The sequence below is a fragment of the Citrobacter sp. A316 genome (assembly GCF_002042945.1).
Taxonomy (GTDB): domain Bacteria; phylum Pseudomonadota; class Gammaproteobacteria; order Enterobacterales; family Enterobacteriaceae; genus Citrobacter; species Citrobacter portucalensis.
The window spans coordinates 24,859-40,152 of sequence record NZ_MVFZ01000019.1 but is presented as its reverse complement, the minus strand read 5'-3'; the positions used below and the strand labels follow the sequence as shown (position 1 = coordinate 40,152).

Sequence of the window (15,294 nt, the reverse complement as noted above, 5' to 3'; positions counted from 1 at the left end):
TCAGACTCCGTTATATATGATTATGTAAATGTGTTTTTCTTTCTCAGCAGGAGGTGCAGGCTGATTTATCCAGCCATTCACGCACATCCTCCCGCATACACTGCCAGGTCGTCGTGATTGTCTCTGCTGCCCATGCCGGTATGTGGGGTGACAGACGATAGTGGATCCATTTGCCTTCCCGACGGTCAAGAACCAGCTCAGCCTCGCGAAGGATAGCCATATGTCGCGAAATTTTGGGCTGTGATTCGGAGGTGGCCGCGCAGATATCGCAGACGCACAGTTCACCGGACTCCCGGAGGAGCATGACGATGGCGAGCCGTGTTTCATCCGACAGGATTTTGAAAAGCTGAACAGGTTGTAGCATTTATCACTCCATTCCCTTTAGAATACACATATGGTAAATCATATGTATTAAATTTGAAATCATCTGTTCTCTCCGGAGGAGAAAAATGGAACAATTTCCTGCCCTGAACACCGAATGCTTTGATCAACACATCGCTGAACGCCTGCACCTGCAGGAGACGCCACGGATTCTGATCCTGTATGGCTCAGTAAGGAAGCGCTCCTACAGCCGCTTTGCCGCGGAAGAAGCCGGTCGCCTGCTGACGGCGATGGGCGCGGAGGTGAAGCTCTTTAACCCTTCCGGTTTACCCCTGCCGGATGATGCACCGGACACGCACCCTAAGGTCACCGAACTACGCGGCCTGGTCAGATGGTGTGACGGAATGGTGTGGAGCTCGCCGGAGCGGCATGGGGCAATGAGCGCGGTTATGAAGGCACAAATCGACTGGATACCCTTAAGTGAAGGCGCAGTTCGTCCTTCACAGGGTAAAACGCTTGCGGTAATGCAGGTTTGCGGCGGTTCGCAGTCCTTCAATGCAGTGAACCAGATGCGTATTCTGGGCCGCTGGATGCGGATGTTTACGATCCCCAATCAGTCCTCCGTAGCCAAGGCATGGCAAGAGTTCGACGAAAACGGACGAATGAAACCTTCGTCATGGTATGACCGCATCGTCGATGTAGCCGAGGAGCTGTTTAAAATCACACTGCTGCTTAAGGGACAAACCGGTTATCTTGCGGATCGTTACAGCGAGCGAAAAGAGAGCCATCAGGAGCTTTCATCCCGTGTCAATCAGGACAAAATATAACGTCTATTCTTCGTGAATCCATACTGCATGAGCTTAACAACGTCCGCTATTGGCTGTGAGTTCAACCGATGGATGCAACACATTGGTTAAAACGCTCTGCGGGTGATTCATAGTCCAGCGTTTTTCTTGGCCTCTCGTTGAGCTGCCTGGCAACACTGTTTAGTCTTTGCTGGCTGTGTACCGATAAGTCAGTTCCTTTTGGAAAATACTGCCTGAGTAATCTGTTCGTATTTTCATTGGAGCCGCGTTGCCAGGGGGATTGAGGATCGCAGAAGTCAACCTGAATATCTGTGGCTACAGTAAACCGGGTGTGGCTGGTCATTTCAGCGCCCCGGTCCCATGTTAATGTTTTATAAAGCTCAGCAGGTAATTCCCTGGCTTGTTTGATAAGTGCTGATATAACCGTGATGGTCTTGTTGTCCCTGATCTTGGCCAGCATAACAAAACGGGAATGACGTTCTACGAGGGTGACGATATAGGAGTTTTTAGAACCCTGAATCAAATCACCTTCCCAGTGACCCGGTATGGCTCTGTCAGCGGCTTCAGATGGCCTTTCGCTGATAGAGATTGTATCCGGGATTGACCCTAGTCCTTTCCCTTTAAGCGATGATGTTCTGGATCTACGCACGACTCTCCCGCTTCTGAGGCATTGCTGCAGCTCTTTTTTTAATGCACCCCGGGTTTGTATAAAAAGCGTTTTATATATCGTTTCGTGTGACACATGCATTTCCTGATTATCCGGATAACAGCGTTTCAGCCAACCGGCGATTTGTTCCGGCGACCAGTCCTGATGCATCTTCTCTGCGATGATTTTACACAGTGCGGGTCTTTCGATTAGCTTGCAAGGTTTTGGTCTCAGAGCATTTTCCCACGCAGCAGTATCAGCTTTTGATGCACGGTATTGTTTTGCACCACCGTGCCTCTTGATCTCGCGGCTAATCGTTGAGGGTGCTCTCGAAAGTTTGTTTGCAATCGCTCTGATGCTGATTTTTGCTACCAGCGCTCTGGATATTTCCTCTCTTTCATTAAGTGAAAGAGCCAACGGATGCCGCTTTCGGACAGGGGGACGATAGCCACCAGTCTGGTGGATAGTGGGCATAATAGAAGAATGATATCTGTCGAACATTCTGGCGATATCATGCAGGGAATCACCTTGCTTATACCTGTCCCAGATAATCGCTTTCTGTTCTGGCGTGTAGTTAATACGCGTTCTTCGTTTCATGGCAACACCCCCTTGATTAAGGATAGCGTTGCATCGACTCGTTGAACTCACAGCACAGAACGGCCTATCAGCCTTATAAAAGTATTCAGATATATATCATTCCTCTGAACATAACCGATCACGGCAGAATCTCACGATTCTGCCGCTTTTTTATTATTTTTCTGAGGAGTAATAATGAACAATTCTGAAGGTTTGAAGTCGTTTTACCAATCGTTTTATGACCTACCTCAGTGGTTATCGGCTGATTGCGCAGCAGCGCCACTGGTACCTGCCGGAATCACCGGTATTAACATTGAAGACGGCAGGGCAGTCACGTCCGTCTGATAATTCACGATGCCGAAGGTTGGAGGGCATGGAACTTTGAACCGGATGCCGGTGAAGGTCTTAACCGCTATATCCGCAAGCCAGGTATCTGTACGGACGTATCCACCCACTGACCCCAAACCCTTAACCAGCAACATTTAACCTTCCCGAACACACATTATTACCCATACGCCAGCCATCGCCGCTGGCGTTTTTTATTGACGGAGACATAACCATGACAACAGCGGCACAAAATAATCTTGCATCTGCTAACGAGTCCGAATTTGAACTGACCGTAACGAAGGTACCTAACGAACAGCGTCTCGATTTCTGGCCACAACACTTTGGCACTATCCCGCAGTGGATCACGCTGGAACCCCGTATTTTCACCTGGATGGACCGCTTCTGTGATGAGTACAACGGTGGTATCTGGTCCTTTTACACGCTCAGCAATGGCGGCGCGTTTATGGCTCCTGATGCTGACATTGATGATAAATGGCATCTGTTTAACAGCATGAACGGTAATGGTGCGCAAATGAGCGCGGAAGCCGCAGGTATCGCTGTCTGTCTGATTGAATACAGCCATCACGCCTGTCGCACCGAATGTGATGCCATGACTGAGCACTATTACCGCCTGCGGGATTACGCCCTGCAGCACCCTGAATCCAGCGCCATTTTGCGCATTATTGATTAAGGATACCCATGATGGAACAGTCACTTAGCCCACTAAGTCCGATACTTCCACTAACCGCACAACGCACGATAAAACGCGCCTTAACACTGCTTGATCGACACCTGCGCGAAACAGGCGTGGCATTCACCTCTACTCAGGCTGCCCGTGACTGGCTGAAACTGAAAATGGCGGGACTGGAGCGCGAAGAGTTTATGGTGCTGTATCTGAACCAGCAGAACCAGTTGATTGCCCACGAAACCCTGTTTACCGGTTCTATTAGCAGTACCGAGGTACATCCCCGCGAGGTGGTCAAACGCGCCCTGTACTTCAATGCGGCAGCAGTGTTATTTGCGCACAACCATCCCTCCGGTGACATCACACCCAGCCAGGCAGATAAGACCATCACGCAGCGTTTGGTGCAGGCACTTCAGCTCGTTGATATCCGCGTCCCTGACCATCTGATTGTCGGCGGCAGGCAAATCTATTCGTTCGCAGAACACGGTCTGCTGTGAGGTATTACATGAAAATTATCAGTAAACGCCGGGCAATGACGATATATCGCCAGCATCCTGAGTCCCGAATATTTCGCTACTGCACTGGAAAATATCAGTGGCACGGTAGCGTCTGTCATTACAGCGGCAGGGAAGTTCCGGATATCACAGGAGTCCTGGCTGTGTACGCCGAACGCCGCCAGGACCGCAACGGGCCTTACGCCTGCCTGATGAGTATCACCCTGAACTGACAATAAAGAGGTTATAAATGAACAACACCACATGGTGCCTGCAGCGGGATATCACGCCGCGCCTGGGAGCACGTCTGGTGCAGGAGGGCAACCGGATGCACTATCTGGCTGACCGGGCAAGTATCACCGGTAAGTTTAGTGATGCCGAATGCCTGAAGTTGGATGTCGCATTCCCGCATTTTATCAGTCAGATGGAATCAATGCTGACTACTGGTGAAATGAATCCTCGCCATGCCCACTGTGTCACTCTGTACCACAACGGTTTTACCTGCGAAGCCGATACCCTTGGTAGTTGCGGCTACGTATATATCGCCATTTATCCCACTCAACGCTAACGAATTTCACGAGAGCAAACATGAAAACTCGACCTGCTACAATTTCGCGGGCGGCGAAGCCTTGTCTGTCGCCCGTTGCAGTCTGGCAAATGCTTCTTACACGGCTACTGGAAAAACACTATGGTCTGACCCTGAACGATACGCCGTTCTGGGATCAAACCGTTATACAGGAACATATCGATGCCGGTATCACTCTGGCTAATGCCGTTAACTTTCTTGTAGAAAAGCATGAGTTAGTACGTATCGATCGCACAGGATTTACCTCACAGGAACAAGCGCCATATTTGACTGTGACAGATATCCTTCATGCCAGGAGAGCATGCGGATTAATGAACAGTTGTTCGTATCGGGAAGTAAGTAATATTGTTCTTAGCCGATCACGGCAGTGAGGAGAGCTCCAGGAGTCGAGAAGATTTGCACGGTCTGTAACGAAATTGGTGATATTGGCGACTCGATGAAAGGCTCATCGAGTCCCATGAAAAACAAGGTGGGGGCACAAAAGGGGGCATTTATAAAGATGAAACAAGAAAATATGTATATTTATCAATGGTTATATAGGTTGTGTTATGTTCCTATTATCGCACCATTTCAAACTCTTCCCAGGTCTACCGAAATAAACGCAAACCCCGTTTACTGCGGTTTTCAGTGCGCATCTTATTTCCTGGGTAACCTGCTCCACGTTCTCCGCATCGCATTTTTGGTTGGTAGTTCAGCGGCCGTTAATTAGGCCTCGTCGAAATGGCTGATAATATCGAGCGGCCCTGCGCCAGGGCCGATTCGTTTACTGAGTAGATTCAGCAAGATGTAAATGCAATACGCTTCAATCCTTCAACCGCTTTTTCGAGGTAGACGCGTGGACATCCCATGTTCAGGCGGATAAAACCTTTTCCAGTAGGACCAAAGCTATTTCCCATTGAAGGCGCAATACCGGCAACATCAAGCATTACCCATTTGAGCTGCTCATCATCCAGTCCAAGCGCTTTGCAATCGATCCACAATAGATAAGTTGCCTGAGAAGGAACAACCCGAGCCCACGGGAGATATTCATCAATTTGTTGAATAAACCAGCGTCGATTTTCAGCCAGATAGCCAAGTAACTCGTCTAACCATGGTGCACCATGTTGCCATGCTGCCGTACTCGCTTCGACGGATAGCGCATTGAATACATCCAGCCCATGTGCATCCAGACGGCGTAAAAAGTGTTCACGCAATGCCGGTGCCGGTATTAGAAAATTAGCAATACGCAATGTCGACAAACCAAACGTTTTACTGGCTGAAGTGGCTGAAATTACACGCGAATGCCAGCGTTCTCCCAGATGCAGAACTGAAGTAAATTGTTCTCCAGGAAGCAATAAATCTGCCCATATTTCATCAGACAGCAACGTCACATCATAGGTCTCGCACAGCGTAAGTAGCTGTTCCAGCTCCTGTACAGACCAACAACGGCCGGTTGGATTATGCGGATTACATAAAATCATCAACGGTGGATGTTCAGTCCGGAATAACATCTCCAGGTGAGCAAAATCCATTTGATAACCGGTAGCCGGGTCCTCATACAACGGATTTTCCAGCAACTGTCTGCCGTTCAGAGAGATAATTTTAGCGAATGACCCATAATAAGGCCCCTGAACGACCACGCCTTCACCGGGTTGACTCAGCATTTGTACGAGTAGCGATAATCCCGGAACAACACCTTCAATACTGCAGATCCACTCTTGTTTGATTTCCAGCTGATGTCGGATTGAGAACCATGAAATTAATGAATCAAAGTAGCTTTGTGGCCGTTCGCTGTAACCAAAAATACCGTGCCCGACGCGGTGAGTTAAAGCTTCCTGAACAGCGGGCGGACAAGTAAAGTCAAAATCAGACACCCACATTGGCAACAGTTGATGTGTATCCTCACCGAAATATCGCGCCATAAAGTCCCATTTCAGTGAGGCGGTATCGTGGCGATCGATAATCTTATTAAAATCCATTGCATGCTCTCCCTATTCTGTTGCCGTGATATTTTTTTCTGTTTCTGCCACTGATGGCGCCTTCGCAATACCGATTCCCGTGAAACCGTAAATCAAGGCGAAGAAGATTGCGGCATAGCACTGAATCGCCCATGGCAATAAATCCAGCGTGCTCACTCCTAATGTCGTGGCCATATAAACTCCGGCGGCGGTCCACGGCAACAACGGCTCAATGACGGTGCCAGCGTCTTCAATGGTGCGGGACAGATTTTTAGTATCCAGTCCCATACGACGGTATGCGTCTTTAAACAGTTCAGCTGGAACCAGAAGAGCCAGCTTGCCGTCGCTTGTCGCTCCGGTCACCAGAAGGGTGGTACCAATGGTTGCCGCAATTAACTGACCGACACTGTGAATGACCGTCAGTAAGCGGTTAATGATAATGTTGAGTGCGCCCGTTAACGTTAAGGCACCGGCAAAAGAGAATGCGCAAAATACCAGAAGGATGGTGCTCATCATTGAGAACATTCCGCCGCGGTTCAGCAGGCGCGGAACATCAGCAATAATGCCCTCACTCCCTTGCGGGAACATAGTAATGTTGAACCCATCTATAAAGGCATCCAGTCCCTGCTTGATGCTGAGTCCTTGCATGACAACGCCCAGAATCAGGGCTAATACGCATGCACTCAGCATTAAAGGAATGACCGGCTTTTTACGAATCGCGCCCCACAACACAATAACCGGTGGCAAAATCAGAATGATATTGAAGTGGTATAGCGACTCCAGAGCGTTGACAATATCGGTAACCCGTTGCGGCGTGGCGACCTCGCCGAGCATATTGCTGTGACCTGCAATAAGATAAACCACGGCGGCAAGCAGAAAGCTGGGAATAGTAGTCCACAATAAGTGCTGGATATGCTCGAAAAGGGTGGTATCTGCGACAATGGCCGCAAAGTTGGTGGAGTCTGACAGCGGCGATATCTTGTCACCGAAGTAAGCGCCAGAAACAACGGCACCTGCCGCTGCTGCCATCGAAACATCCAGTCCGGCGGCAACCCCCATCAGCGCTACGCCAACCGTTCCGGCGGAACCCCATGATGTTCCGGTACATACGGATACGACGCTGGTTAAAAAGAAGGCGGCGATGAGAATGTATTCGGGACTGATGAGTTTAAGTCCCCAGTACACCATGTAAGGGATGGTGCCGCTGAACATCCATGTACCAATCAGACCGCCAACACAGATAAGAATCATGATCACCGGCATTGCTTTGGCTAGTTTATCAACCACCGAATTAATGATGTCTTCCCAGCAATACCCCTGCCACCAGGCCATGCCTGCGGCGACTGCAGCAGAACATAGCAACAAAGGCTCAATACGTAGCCCCATGATGCCGTAGCCAATAATTAACAGCAGTAGCATGGCTAAAATAGGGATCACTGCCAGTCCAAATGAGAGTGTTTTTTTCTGATTTTGAGAGGCATTCATTCATGAATCTCCAGTCTGTAAGGTCGCTCAAGAGTAGAGAACACCCTTTTGCCTGACTGTGATCGCTCATTGGCCCTCATGTAAGCGATTACATGAAGACGTTAAACTTGAAGTCGATCACAATTCAGGGGCTTGACGATTTACGCATTGATTTCAGAGAGAGGGGGGAAGAACAGAATCGCGGATCACTAAATCCGCAGTGAAACTATTCACGCTGGGACGCTGAGTTGCGCCTTTAAAAAGCTGTATCGCCAGCTGCGAAGCGCAACGAGCCATGCGCTCAACGGGATAATGCATCGTTGTGAGTGCAGGATAGAGATAGCGAGCCATCACCACATCATCAAATCCAACGATCGAAAGCTGTTGCGGAAGTGTAATTCCCTGCTGATGGAGGATGCGCATAATCCCGGCGGCCATCACATCATTAAACGTTACCGCTGCGGTGAAAGGAATGCCGCAATTAAGCAGCTGATGTGCAGCGCGTTCGCCACCCTCTTCATTGAAGGGCACGCTAATCACCCAGTTTTTATCTGGCGTAATGCCATATTCAGCCAGCGCCTGGCGATAGCCTTCCAGCCGCTCACGGCGATCGATAATCGGTAAGTCACTTGTCACGCAGGCAATACAACGGTGTCCTTGCTCCAGGAGATGTAGCGTGGCTGTTTTGGCTGCTTGGCTATTTTCCAGCCACACGCAGCGATTGGCCATCCCGGCAATATAGCGGTTCACGACCACCATGGCAGGAAAATGAGCGGCATATCGCAACAGTTCCTTTTCAGACAGCCTACTGGCATGGACAACAATAGCTTCACAGCCCTGGTTTATCAGGAAATCGAGTCCTGATTTTTCCATTCCTTCATCGTGGCCACCGCTGCATACCATCAGCCGAAATTGCTGCTGGCGTGATACTTCTTCCACGCCTCGGGCAAGCCTGGCAAAAAAAGGATCGGCAAGATTACCGGTCAATAACCCGAGCATGTCGCCGCTGCGTTTCGCTAATGCAATAGCGGCGGCATTGCGATGATAGTTCAGTTCACGCATGGCTTTTTCAACACGTTCACGCGTCACGGGTTCAACCCATGCGGTTTGATTAATAACTCGTGAAACTGTTGCGGTGGACACTCCCGCTAACTTTGCAACATCCTTTATCGTTGCCATGCTGGCTCTTTACCTTTTTGATTCTTAAGAATTTGCTTATCGCTGGTTTTTTTCCTTATCTTATTCAGATTGGGGGGATTTGTCACCGAGACATCCTCTGAGTATATCTACTCAGAGGCTTATTTTTAGTACTGAATAATTAAATACTCTCCTGAGTATTATTATCCTTACATACGATATTCGATCATTCCGCTCTTTTTGGCCACCCAGTCATACAGACGTTGCCCACGGAGATTGGTTTCATGCGTATGCCAGTATAATCTTGACGCGTGGTGTTTTTGGGCTTGTTGTTGGACATATTCGATAAGTTGTTTACCGATGTGTTGACCTCGTACATCTTCGCTAACAAACAAATCTTCGAGATAGCAATAATTTGATTCTGCCCAGGTTGAGCGGTGAAAGAGATAGTGCACCAGCCCCACTATTTTCCCATTATATTTGGCTACAGCACAATAAACAGGTTCGCTCGGGGTAAGGAAACGCTCCCACGTTAATTTTGTAACTTCATCTGAAATTATAGTTTGGTAAAATGTTTGATAGTTTATCCATAAAGGAAGCCAGCTGGCGTAGTCTTTTTGTTCTGCACTTTCAATAGTAACGGTATTCATGTTAATCATATATATCCTGATATTTTGTACGAGTAATGTGTTAGTATGATGATACTAAGAATTTTATAAATTCTCGTAAAGAGACACTTTCGATATATTGATAGGATCCACTTTTAGTATAAAGGTTAATACAATGAAGAAAAACAATGCGCCTTTATTTCAAGGATTTGTTTTAGGAAAAGGAGCGGTTAAGGAGCAGGTTTACCACATCCTCCGCGATCACATCCTCGAAGGGCGATTGCCGCCAGGAACAAAAATGCCGTCAACCAGGGCGTTGTCCGAGATGATGTCAATTTCACGAAACTCAGCGATCGCTGGTTATGACCGGCTATTAGATGAAGGGTATATCCTGACCCGTAAAGGGTCTGGAACGTATGTCTCACATAATATTCCGGATCGGAGTATCAGCAATAGCTATCCAAAGATGGCGTCGGGGGACATTGTCTTGCCTGATGAACAGGTTCACAGCCGAAATAATCCTGTTCGCGATTTATGGTCAAATGAGTATGAAGGGCGCGGCATGAACCGTCTATTTGCGGTTGGTGTCGGGTGTACGGATCTCTTCCCGCATGCGTTATGGGGAAAGCAACTACAACGTGTCTGGAGACAATCCCGGCATCAACTGGGAGCTCACACTCATCCTTGCGGGTACCTTCCTTTGAGAAAAGCGGTTTGCCGCTACATTAAAACAACACGTGGAGTGAACTGTAACGAAGATCAAATAATCATCGTAAATGGTATTCAACAGGCATTGAACATTACTGCGCGAGCATTGTTGTCGGCAGGAAGTGACGTTTGGCTGGACGACCCGGGTTACAAAGGCGCCCGTGGAGCCTTCATGTCTGTTGACGCGATGGTGAGGCCGGTACCGGTTGATAGCGAGGGAATGAACGTCCGCTATGGTATTGATCATTTTCCTGACGCTAAGCTGGCCTATGTCGTCCCGTCGGATCAATATCCATTAAGTGGAACGTTGAGTTTATCCCGCCGTTTTGAGTTGCTGGAATGGGCGAAGTCGAATCAGGCATGGATTTTTGAAGATGACTATAATAGCGAGTTCCGTTATGCCGACCGTTCTTTACAGGCTCTGCAAGGATTAGATCAGAATCAACGCGTAATCTATGCCGGAACATTTTCTAAAATGATGTACCCGGAATTCCGTTTAGGTTTTTTAGTTGTCCCGCCGGGTTTACAAGAACAGATTATGGTGACGAAATATTTTTCCGATCTTGGCACCAGTTATCTTGAGCAGGCTGTGATGGCGAGTTTTATAGAGGATGGTCACTATGCCAGTCATGTGCGCCGAATTCGTAAGGCATGCTATGAAAGAAGAACTGCGCTGGTCAACGCTATTCAGGAATATCTGGCTGATAAAATGATTGTGCAGCCTTCTGACTCTGGCGTCCATATTGTGTGCTGGCTACAAAACGGATTAACTGGAAATGAAGTCGAGGAGCAAGCCAGATTACTAGAGATGGGAATATTATCACTAAGTCGTTATTACCAGAGCGATGTCTCACGACAGGGGGTTTTGATTGGTTTTGCAAATCATCCGGTAGAGGCAATTGTTGATGGGATTCGTCGTCTGGCTCAGGTTATTTAAATTATAATTTATTCAGCTCTTAGCATTAATGCAGTAAATACGTTTCTTTCGCTACGTGTAAAAATAAAGCGCCTGATTTTTGTACAATTAAAAAGTGTGGATCCGTTAAAAACACGCATTGTGGTTCTTTTGGTCTGGTTAGTTTGATCATACCCTGCGCTGGTTTAGTCCTGTTATGTAAGAGGTATGGATATGTCGGGCATCTTTAATCAATTCCAACAACCTGTGGGTGTATCCCTGCCTGACTGGAAAGGTGCACCCTTTCCACAGGCCCAGCAAATAACTGGTCGCTATTGTAAGCTTGAACGCATTAACGCCGAACGCCACGCAAAAGATCTGTATGAAGCGTACTGCGAAGCAAGCGATTGTCGTGACTGGACATATCTGGCGGTCGGGCCTTTTGAAACTTTTGATGCCTTCCAGGTTTATTTAAAAAAGATGGAAGAACAGACAGATCCGATGCATTTTGCCGTGATCGATTTAACCAGTATGAAACCTGTTGGTACGTTTGCACTGATGCGTATTGATCCCTCAAATGGTGTGATTGAGGTAGGGCATGTTTCTTACTCCGTACGCATGAAACGCACGCGAATTTCAACGGAAGTCATCTCATTGCTTTTAAAGTACGTTTTTGAGGATCTGGGCTATCGCCGTTTTGAATGGAAATGCGATGCGCTTAATGCGCCTTCCCGTGGGGCGGCGGAGCGCTTTGGCTTCAGTTTTGAAGGCATATTTCGTCAGGCTGTTGTCACGCGGGGGCGTAATCGAGATACTGCATGGTACTCAATCATTGACGCTGAGTACCCGACACTTCGACCGGCCTACGATCTGTGGCTCGATGAGCGTAATTTCGATAACCAGGGACGGCAGATAAAGCGCCTTGGAGAGCTGATGGAAAGGGCATAAACAAGCGGTAATAGTGCGTATATATAAGAAAAAGAACGTGTTAACTTTTTTCTCCCCAACTTCTAATTGATTATGTGTGTGTGGTGAATGGGGGAAATCAGGGTTATTCATAGGATGCTCCCCAATATAGCCTTAGGGGGAGTACCTAATTATCTCAAATGATATTTTTCACTGAAAGTGCTCAGCTATGTCAATTTCTTGGTCTAGTGCCTGAATAAGTAATAGTAGGTTTTTATTGTTTTCTTTTTTGACTTGATTGCTGGGAAACTCCATTTTTTGATGGCATTTATCATCTGGTCTATATTGCTGTAGTAAGGTATTGACAAAAATACCTCGATAAACATCATAACTACTTGTTCCCATACCCAGACGATATAATCCTTTAAGTTTATATAAGCTTACCGTTTTTATATTAATATCTAATATTTTTGCAATTTTCCGAATTGATAAACTACTTGCTAACATGAGTAGGACTCTTCTTGATTGTTTTCCTACTCCATAGTTTGATAGCATTTGATAGATATAGATGTTGACATGATATATTAACTCGTCAGCATTAGATGGAAGAAGGGGGGTAGGATGGTTTTTATCAATATCAGGTTTAACAGCTTCAGGTATGATAAAGCTTGATAAAATCGGCAGGATTTTTTTTGGCGTGTTATTCGTCCATTCAATAAATTCAATATCCATTGGTAAAAAATAGAATGGAACTACGCGGTCGGCATAGTTAAATTTTTGGCCAAAAAATAGTATTCGTCGCTGCTGTAGATAATGTGTTAATCTGGATAATAATATGACACTTTCATGCGGCAGTATTCCGAGGATTACTGGCGCAGTGGTATATGCCTCCAATAATTCTATGAGTGATTCTGGCGAGAAGCAGGGCTCAATCTGGGTGGCGGGCGAAACCTGATTATACAACCCCTCGATCGCATAAGTTTCAGGCCATTGTAGTGCATAAACGATGATGCATTCACTATAGCTAAGGTTATTCATCACCTCCCTCCGCTTTTGCATTCCGCATCATAACAAGGGTTTGCCACACATCTTTGCTACCTGACATACCATTTCCAACTCGTGAACGATAAGATCCCATAATCGTTCTCCGGGATTTTGTATCTGGTAGGTACGAACTTTTTGTTTTGTTCTTCATTGATTCAATGATGACGCGTTCTACCCATATTTCATTACATGGGTGGCGCATTCCTGGTTGTGTCTGCAGTCGTGATCGAAAATGAATATAGTTAGGACGACTTAAAATATATGATAATTGGAACGATGCTCTTCGTTCTGGCATAGAAAAAGCCTGAGCGATGTCGTTACGATTAACCCATTTTTTTTGTTGCTGGCACCATAGGGAAATAATGATATACAGTGGTTGCTTTGCGTATTGTGAAACACTTTTGGGTATAATTGCATTGTGATAATTTATTTTTTTTAGTGATTTATTTTTCATGCTATTATCCTATTTAAAACAGCAATGTTGTTGTTAAAGTTTGTTCAGTTCTTATCTTTACGACGTTTGGGACAAGGTTAGTTTAATAGGGTTAGATATAAACATTTGTTTTATGTCAACATCCTGGTCCTGTTCTTTGTTTACTGAGAGAGCTGTAGTTGAGTTATCTATTAAATAGCGAATAATCACGTACAAAACAGGCATGCAGTAGATGTCACCTTTCAGACCTTCTTTTACTATTATTCTGCCACTTGTTCTAAAACAACTGAAAAGAAGTTGTCCATTAAGTTGGTTATTAATTAAATCAATAATGAATTTTATTTCAACTTTATTGTTGTCTGGACACAGTATTAGTTCCATCAATTTTAATAAGCGATTTATCTTTCTGTCACCAATAATCGCTCTCCACTGATGGAATTTACCAATATTCATATCGCTTAATTGCATTTTTGATCTATGTAAAACTTCGATCCAAAATGTTTCCAGCTGTTTCTGTTTGATATTATTCATCAGCGCACCGTGTGCATTAAAAGTCAAAATAATTATTGTGTCATGAAAACATCCTATTAATAGTATGGATAATATTAAAAGCAAAAAATATCAATCGATAAGATAGGTGACACGCATCAAAATGATAGAAACAGACCTCTGCTATTTAGCATAAATATTTGAGCAATAGAAATGCCCGCGATAAAAGGCCTCAGCATAGTTTTGATTGCTTTATCGCAGGTTTATAACCTCGAACGATAAAGGCAGGTTTTGTCAGAAGTATAGATAGATAGCGTTTCAACTAAATCATTCTGGAAGTTATCTATATCATTGTTTATCAGCGATATTCTTAGTTTTGGTTATTGGTTTTTGACGTGATGGTTAGCGTTCTACTCGTTATTATCGATCGTAAAGATCGATTTTATTTGTTGTAAACATTATACAAAAAATGATTAGGCTTTTTAGCAATGCTACGAAGTGACGGTTGGTTGATAGCCCGAGTTTTCACACACTGAATAACGCTCCCCGTTAACCGATAAGCAGAACAGTATGTCAGGTTTTATCTGTCTAAATTGCCTAAATGAACGGACTGAAAAATGAATAAAGTAAACAAGTTAATCTTATCGGCCTGCGTTGCTGGCGGTATGGCGAACGGTGCATGGGCAGCAGTCCCAACAGGTGCTGATTATGGCCATGGTACCTTACACTTCACTGGTAGCGTGATTAACTCTCCATGCAGCATTGCCCCGGGAGACGAAGATATTGACGTTCCACTGGGTCAGGTTGCCAATAAAGTTCTGGAAGCTGGTGCTGGTTATTCTCTCACACAGCCAATCACAATTCATCTGCAAAACTGTGATCTGACTGCACATACGGGTGTAACCAGTGGTACTGGAACCATCGACTATCCTGCATTCTCTAAAGTGTCCGTCCAGTTTGCGGGTTCTGCCGATGCGACAAATGCAGATTTGTATGCAAATACGGGTACTGCTCAGGGAGTAGGTATTCGTCTGATGGATACCATGGCGGGAAATATACCACTGGCGGCTAATGCTGTCTCAGCGGATCATGGTCTGACATCTGGCGATAATTTACTGAAATTTGGTGCCCGTCTGGAAAAAAATGGTAATGCAGTTGCAACAGGAACCGTTGCTGCTGATGTTACTTATGCAATGAACTATAAATAAAATATTACCCGTTACCTCAAAACC

Annotated in this window: 19 protein-coding genes and 1 pseudogene; 11 read left to right on the top strand and 9 right to left on the bottom strand. The window is 46.0% G+C overall.

Annotated features, from left to right (window positions below; all coding sequences use genetic code 11):
- Window positions 1–43: 43 nt before the first annotated feature.
- Window positions 44–364, bottom strand: a complete 321-nt coding sequence (locus BZK41_RS20660; RefSeq protein ID WP_079939384.1) for a transcriptional regulator — start codon at window positions 362–364, stop codon at window positions 44–46.
- A gap of 85 nt (window positions 365–449) precedes the next feature.
- On the opposite strand from BZK41_RS20660, the gene arsH reads away from it, so the two are divergent.
- A complete protein-coding gene (gene arsH, locus BZK41_RS20655; protein ID WP_079939383.1) occupies window positions 450–1,148 on the top strand; it encodes an arsenical resistance protein ArsH in 699 nt (232 codons plus the stop codon).
- Window positions 1,149–1,209: 61 nt separating this feature from the next.
- Here the strand turns inward: arsH and BZK41_RS20650 are convergent, their stop codons facing one another.
- On the bottom strand, window positions 1,210–2,370 hold the full coding sequence (locus BZK41_RS20650; protein WP_079939382.1) for an IS30 family transposase: 1,161 nt from the start codon (window positions 2,368–2,370) through the stop codon (window positions 1,210–1,212).
- A 174-nt stretch (window positions 2,371–2,544) separates the two neighbouring features.
- Between BZK41_RS20650 and BZK41_RS27305 the strand changes: the two genes are divergently transcribed.
- From BZK41_RS27305 to BZK41_RS20620, 7 genes and pseudogenes are all read left to right on the top strand, one after another.
- Window positions 2,545–2,694: a hypothetical protein gene (locus tag BZK41_RS27305; RefSeq protein ID WP_172313249.1), complete on the top strand. Its 150-nt coding sequence runs from the start codon at window positions 2,545–2,547 to the stop codon at window positions 2,692–2,694.
- Window positions 2,673–2,807: pseudogene (locus BZK41_RS20645) on the top strand (DUF905 family protein); the annotation flags it as partial. The gene BZK41_RS27305 and the pseudogene BZK41_RS20645, both read left to right, overlap by 22 nt.
- 101 nt (window positions 2,808–2,908) lie before the next feature.
- Window positions 2,909–3,367 carry an antirestriction protein gene (locus tag BZK41_RS20640; protein WP_079939381.1) on the top strand — a complete coding sequence of 153 codons (459 nt, stop codon included), beginning with the start codon at window positions 2,909–2,911 and terminating at the stop codon, window positions 3,365–3,367.
- 8 nt (window positions 3,368–3,375) lie between these two features.
- Complete coding sequence (gene radC / locus BZK41_RS20635; protein ID WP_079939380.1) at window positions 3,376–3,858, top strand: RadC family protein; 483 nt, start codon at window positions 3,376–3,378, stop codon at window positions 3,856–3,858.
- An 8-nt stretch (window positions 3,859–3,866) separates the two neighbouring features.
- A complete protein-coding gene (locus BZK41_RS20630) occupies window positions 3,867–4,088 on the top strand; it encodes a DUF987 domain-containing protein (protein WP_079939379.1) in 222 nt (73 codons plus the stop codon).
- Between the two features lie 17 nt (window positions 4,089–4,105).
- Window positions 4,106–4,423: a type IV toxin-antitoxin system YeeU family antitoxin gene (locus BZK41_RS20625; protein WP_079939378.1), complete on the top strand. Its 318-nt coding sequence runs from the start codon at window positions 4,106–4,108 to the stop codon at window positions 4,421–4,423.
- A 20-nt stretch (window positions 4,424–4,443) separates the two neighbouring features.
- Window positions 4,444–4,812, top strand: a complete 369-nt coding sequence (locus BZK41_RS20620; RefSeq protein ID WP_079939377.1) for a TA system toxin CbtA family protein — start codon at window positions 4,444–4,446, stop codon at window positions 4,810–4,812.
- A gap of 405 nt (window positions 4,813–5,217) precedes the next feature.
- Here the strand turns inward: BZK41_RS20620 and BZK41_RS20610 are convergent, their stop codons facing one another.
- From BZK41_RS20610 to BZK41_RS20595, 4 genes are all read right to left on the bottom strand, one after another.
- The gene (locus tag BZK41_RS20610) at window positions 5,218–6,399 is read right to left on the bottom strand and encodes a MalY/PatB family protein (RefSeq protein ID WP_079939375.1); all 1,182 of its coding nucleotides are present in this window, start codon (window positions 6,397–6,399) and stop codon (window positions 5,218–5,220) included.
- Window positions 6,400–6,411: 12 nt separating this feature from the next.
- Window positions 6,412–7,863, bottom strand: a complete 1,452-nt coding sequence (nhaC, locus tag BZK41_RS20605; RefSeq protein WP_008783827.1) for a Na+/H+ antiporter NhaC — start codon at window positions 7,861–7,863, stop codon at window positions 6,412–6,414.
- A 153-nt stretch (window positions 7,864–8,016) separates the two neighbouring features.
- Window positions 8,017–9,021 (bottom strand): LacI family DNA-binding transcriptional regulator, encoded by a 1,005-nt coding sequence (locus BZK41_RS20600; RefSeq protein ID WP_079939374.1) that lies wholly within the window; start codon window positions 9,019–9,021, stop codon window positions 8,017–8,019.
- Between the two features lie 167 nt (window positions 9,022–9,188).
- Complete coding sequence (locus BZK41_RS20595; RefSeq protein ID WP_079939373.1) at window positions 9,189–9,638, bottom strand: GNAT family N-acetyltransferase; 450 nt, start codon at window positions 9,636–9,638, stop codon at window positions 9,189–9,191.
- Window positions 9,639–9,762: 124 nt separating this feature from the next.
- Between BZK41_RS20595 and BZK41_RS20590 the strand changes: the two genes are divergently transcribed.
- Together BZK41_RS20590 and BZK41_RS20585 are read left to right on the top strand one after the other, a co-directional pair.
- Window positions 9,763–11,232 (top strand): PLP-dependent aminotransferase family protein, encoded by a 1,470-nt coding sequence (locus BZK41_RS20590; protein ID WP_079939372.1) that lies wholly within the window; start codon window positions 9,763–9,765, stop codon window positions 11,230–11,232.
- A gap of 192 nt (window positions 11,233–11,424) precedes the next feature.
- The gene (locus tag BZK41_RS20585) at window positions 11,425–12,138 is read left to right on the top strand and encodes a GNAT family protein (RefSeq protein ID WP_079939371.1); all 714 of its coding nucleotides are present in this window, start codon (window positions 11,425–11,427) and stop codon (window positions 12,136–12,138) included.
- Between the two features lie 168 nt (window positions 12,139–12,306).
- On the opposite strand, the gene BZK41_RS20580 is transcribed toward BZK41_RS20585, so the two are convergent.
- Genes BZK41_RS20580 through BZK41_RS20570 form a run of 3 tightly spaced genes read right to left on the bottom strand, consistent with a single transcriptional unit; the run spans window position 12,307 to window position 14,104 of the window.
- A complete protein-coding gene (locus BZK41_RS20580) occupies window positions 12,307–13,134 on the bottom strand; it encodes a hypothetical protein (RefSeq protein ID WP_079939370.1) in 828 nt (275 codons plus the stop codon).
- Window positions 13,127–13,594 carry a CaiF/GrlA family transcriptional regulator gene (locus tag BZK41_RS20575; RefSeq protein WP_079939369.1) on the bottom strand — a complete coding sequence of 156 codons (468 nt, stop codon included), beginning with the start codon at window positions 13,592–13,594 and terminating at the stop codon, window positions 13,127–13,129. The genes BZK41_RS20580 and BZK41_RS20575 overlap by 8 nt, the downstream gene beginning before the upstream one ends.
- 57 nt (window positions 13,595–13,651) lie before the next feature.
- Complete coding sequence (locus tag BZK41_RS20570) at window positions 13,652–14,104, bottom strand: hypothetical protein (protein WP_249417978.1); 453 nt, start codon at window positions 14,102–14,104, stop codon at window positions 13,652–13,654.
- A 575-nt stretch (window positions 14,105–14,679) separates the two neighbouring features.
- Between BZK41_RS20570 and BZK41_RS20565 the strand changes: the two genes are divergently transcribed.
- On the top strand, window positions 14,680–15,270 hold the full coding sequence (locus tag BZK41_RS20565) for a fimbrial protein (protein ID WP_079939368.1): 591 nt from the start codon (window positions 14,680–14,682) through the stop codon (window positions 15,268–15,270).
- Window positions 15,271–15,294: the final 24 nt, after the last annotated feature.

Coding starts and splice junctions, on each gene's coding strand:
- arsH (WP_079939383.1), top strand. CDS start 450: ATGGAACAATTTCCTGCCCTGAACACCGAATGCTTTGATCAACACATC.
- BZK41_RS20585 (WP_079939371.1), top strand. CDS start 11,425: ATGTCGGGCATCTTTAATCAATTCCAACAACCTGTGGGTGTATCCCTG.
- BZK41_RS20660 (WP_079939384.1), bottom strand. CDS start 364: ATGCTACAACCTGTTCAGCTTTTCAAAATCCTGTCGGATGAAACACGG.
- BZK41_RS27305 (WP_172313249.1), top strand. CDS start 2,545: ATGAACAATTCTGAAGGTTTGAAGTCGTTTTACCAATCGTTTTATGAC.
- BZK41_RS20580 (WP_079939370.1), bottom strand. CDS start 13,134: ATGAATAACCTTAGCTATAGTGAATGCATCATCGTTTATGCACTACAA.
- BZK41_RS20590 (WP_079939372.1), top strand. CDS start 9,763: ATGAAGAAAAACAATGCGCCTTTATTTCAAGGATTTGTTTTAGGAAAA.
- nhaC (WP_008783827.1), bottom strand. CDS start 7,863: ATGAATGCCTCTCAAAATCAGAAAAAAACACTCTCATTTGGACTGGCA.
- BZK41_RS20570 (WP_249417978.1), bottom strand. CDS start 14,104: ATGAATAATATCAAACAGAAACAGCTGGAAACATTTTGGATCGAAGTT.
- BZK41_RS20620 (WP_079939377.1), top strand. CDS start 4,444: ATGAAAACTCGACCTGCTACAATTTCGCGGGCGGCGAAGCCTTGTCTG.
- BZK41_RS20630 (WP_079939379.1), top strand. CDS start 3,867: ATGAAAATTATCAGTAAACGCCGGGCAATGACGATATATCGCCAGCAT.
- BZK41_RS20565 (WP_079939368.1), top strand. CDS start 14,680: ATGAATAAAGTAAACAAGTTAATCTTATCGGCCTGCGTTGCTGGCGGT.
- BZK41_RS20650 (WP_079939382.1), bottom strand. CDS start 2,370: ATGAAACGAAGAACGCGTATTAACTACACGCCAGAACAGAAAGCGATT.
- radC (WP_079939380.1), top strand. CDS start 3,376: ATGATGGAACAGTCACTTAGCCCACTAAGTCCGATACTTCCACTAACC.
- BZK41_RS20600 (WP_079939374.1), bottom strand. CDS start 9,021: ATGGCAACGATAAAGGATGTTGCAAAGTTAGCGGGAGTGTCCACCGCA.
- BZK41_RS20610 (WP_079939375.1), bottom strand. CDS start 6,399: ATGGATTTTAATAAGATTATCGATCGCCACGATACCGCCTCACTGAAA.
- BZK41_RS20595 (WP_079939373.1), bottom strand. CDS start 9,638: ATGATTAACATGAATACCGTTACTATTGAAAGTGCAGAACAAAAAGAC.
- BZK41_RS20640 (WP_079939381.1), top strand. CDS start 2,909: ATGACAACAGCGGCACAAAATAATCTTGCATCTGCTAACGAGTCCGAA.
- BZK41_RS20575 (WP_079939369.1), bottom strand. CDS start 13,594: ATGAAAAATAAATCACTAAAAAAAATAAATTATCACAATGCAATTATA.
- BZK41_RS20625 (WP_079939378.1), top strand. CDS start 4,106: ATGAACAACACCACATGGTGCCTGCAGCGGGATATCACGCCGCGCCTG.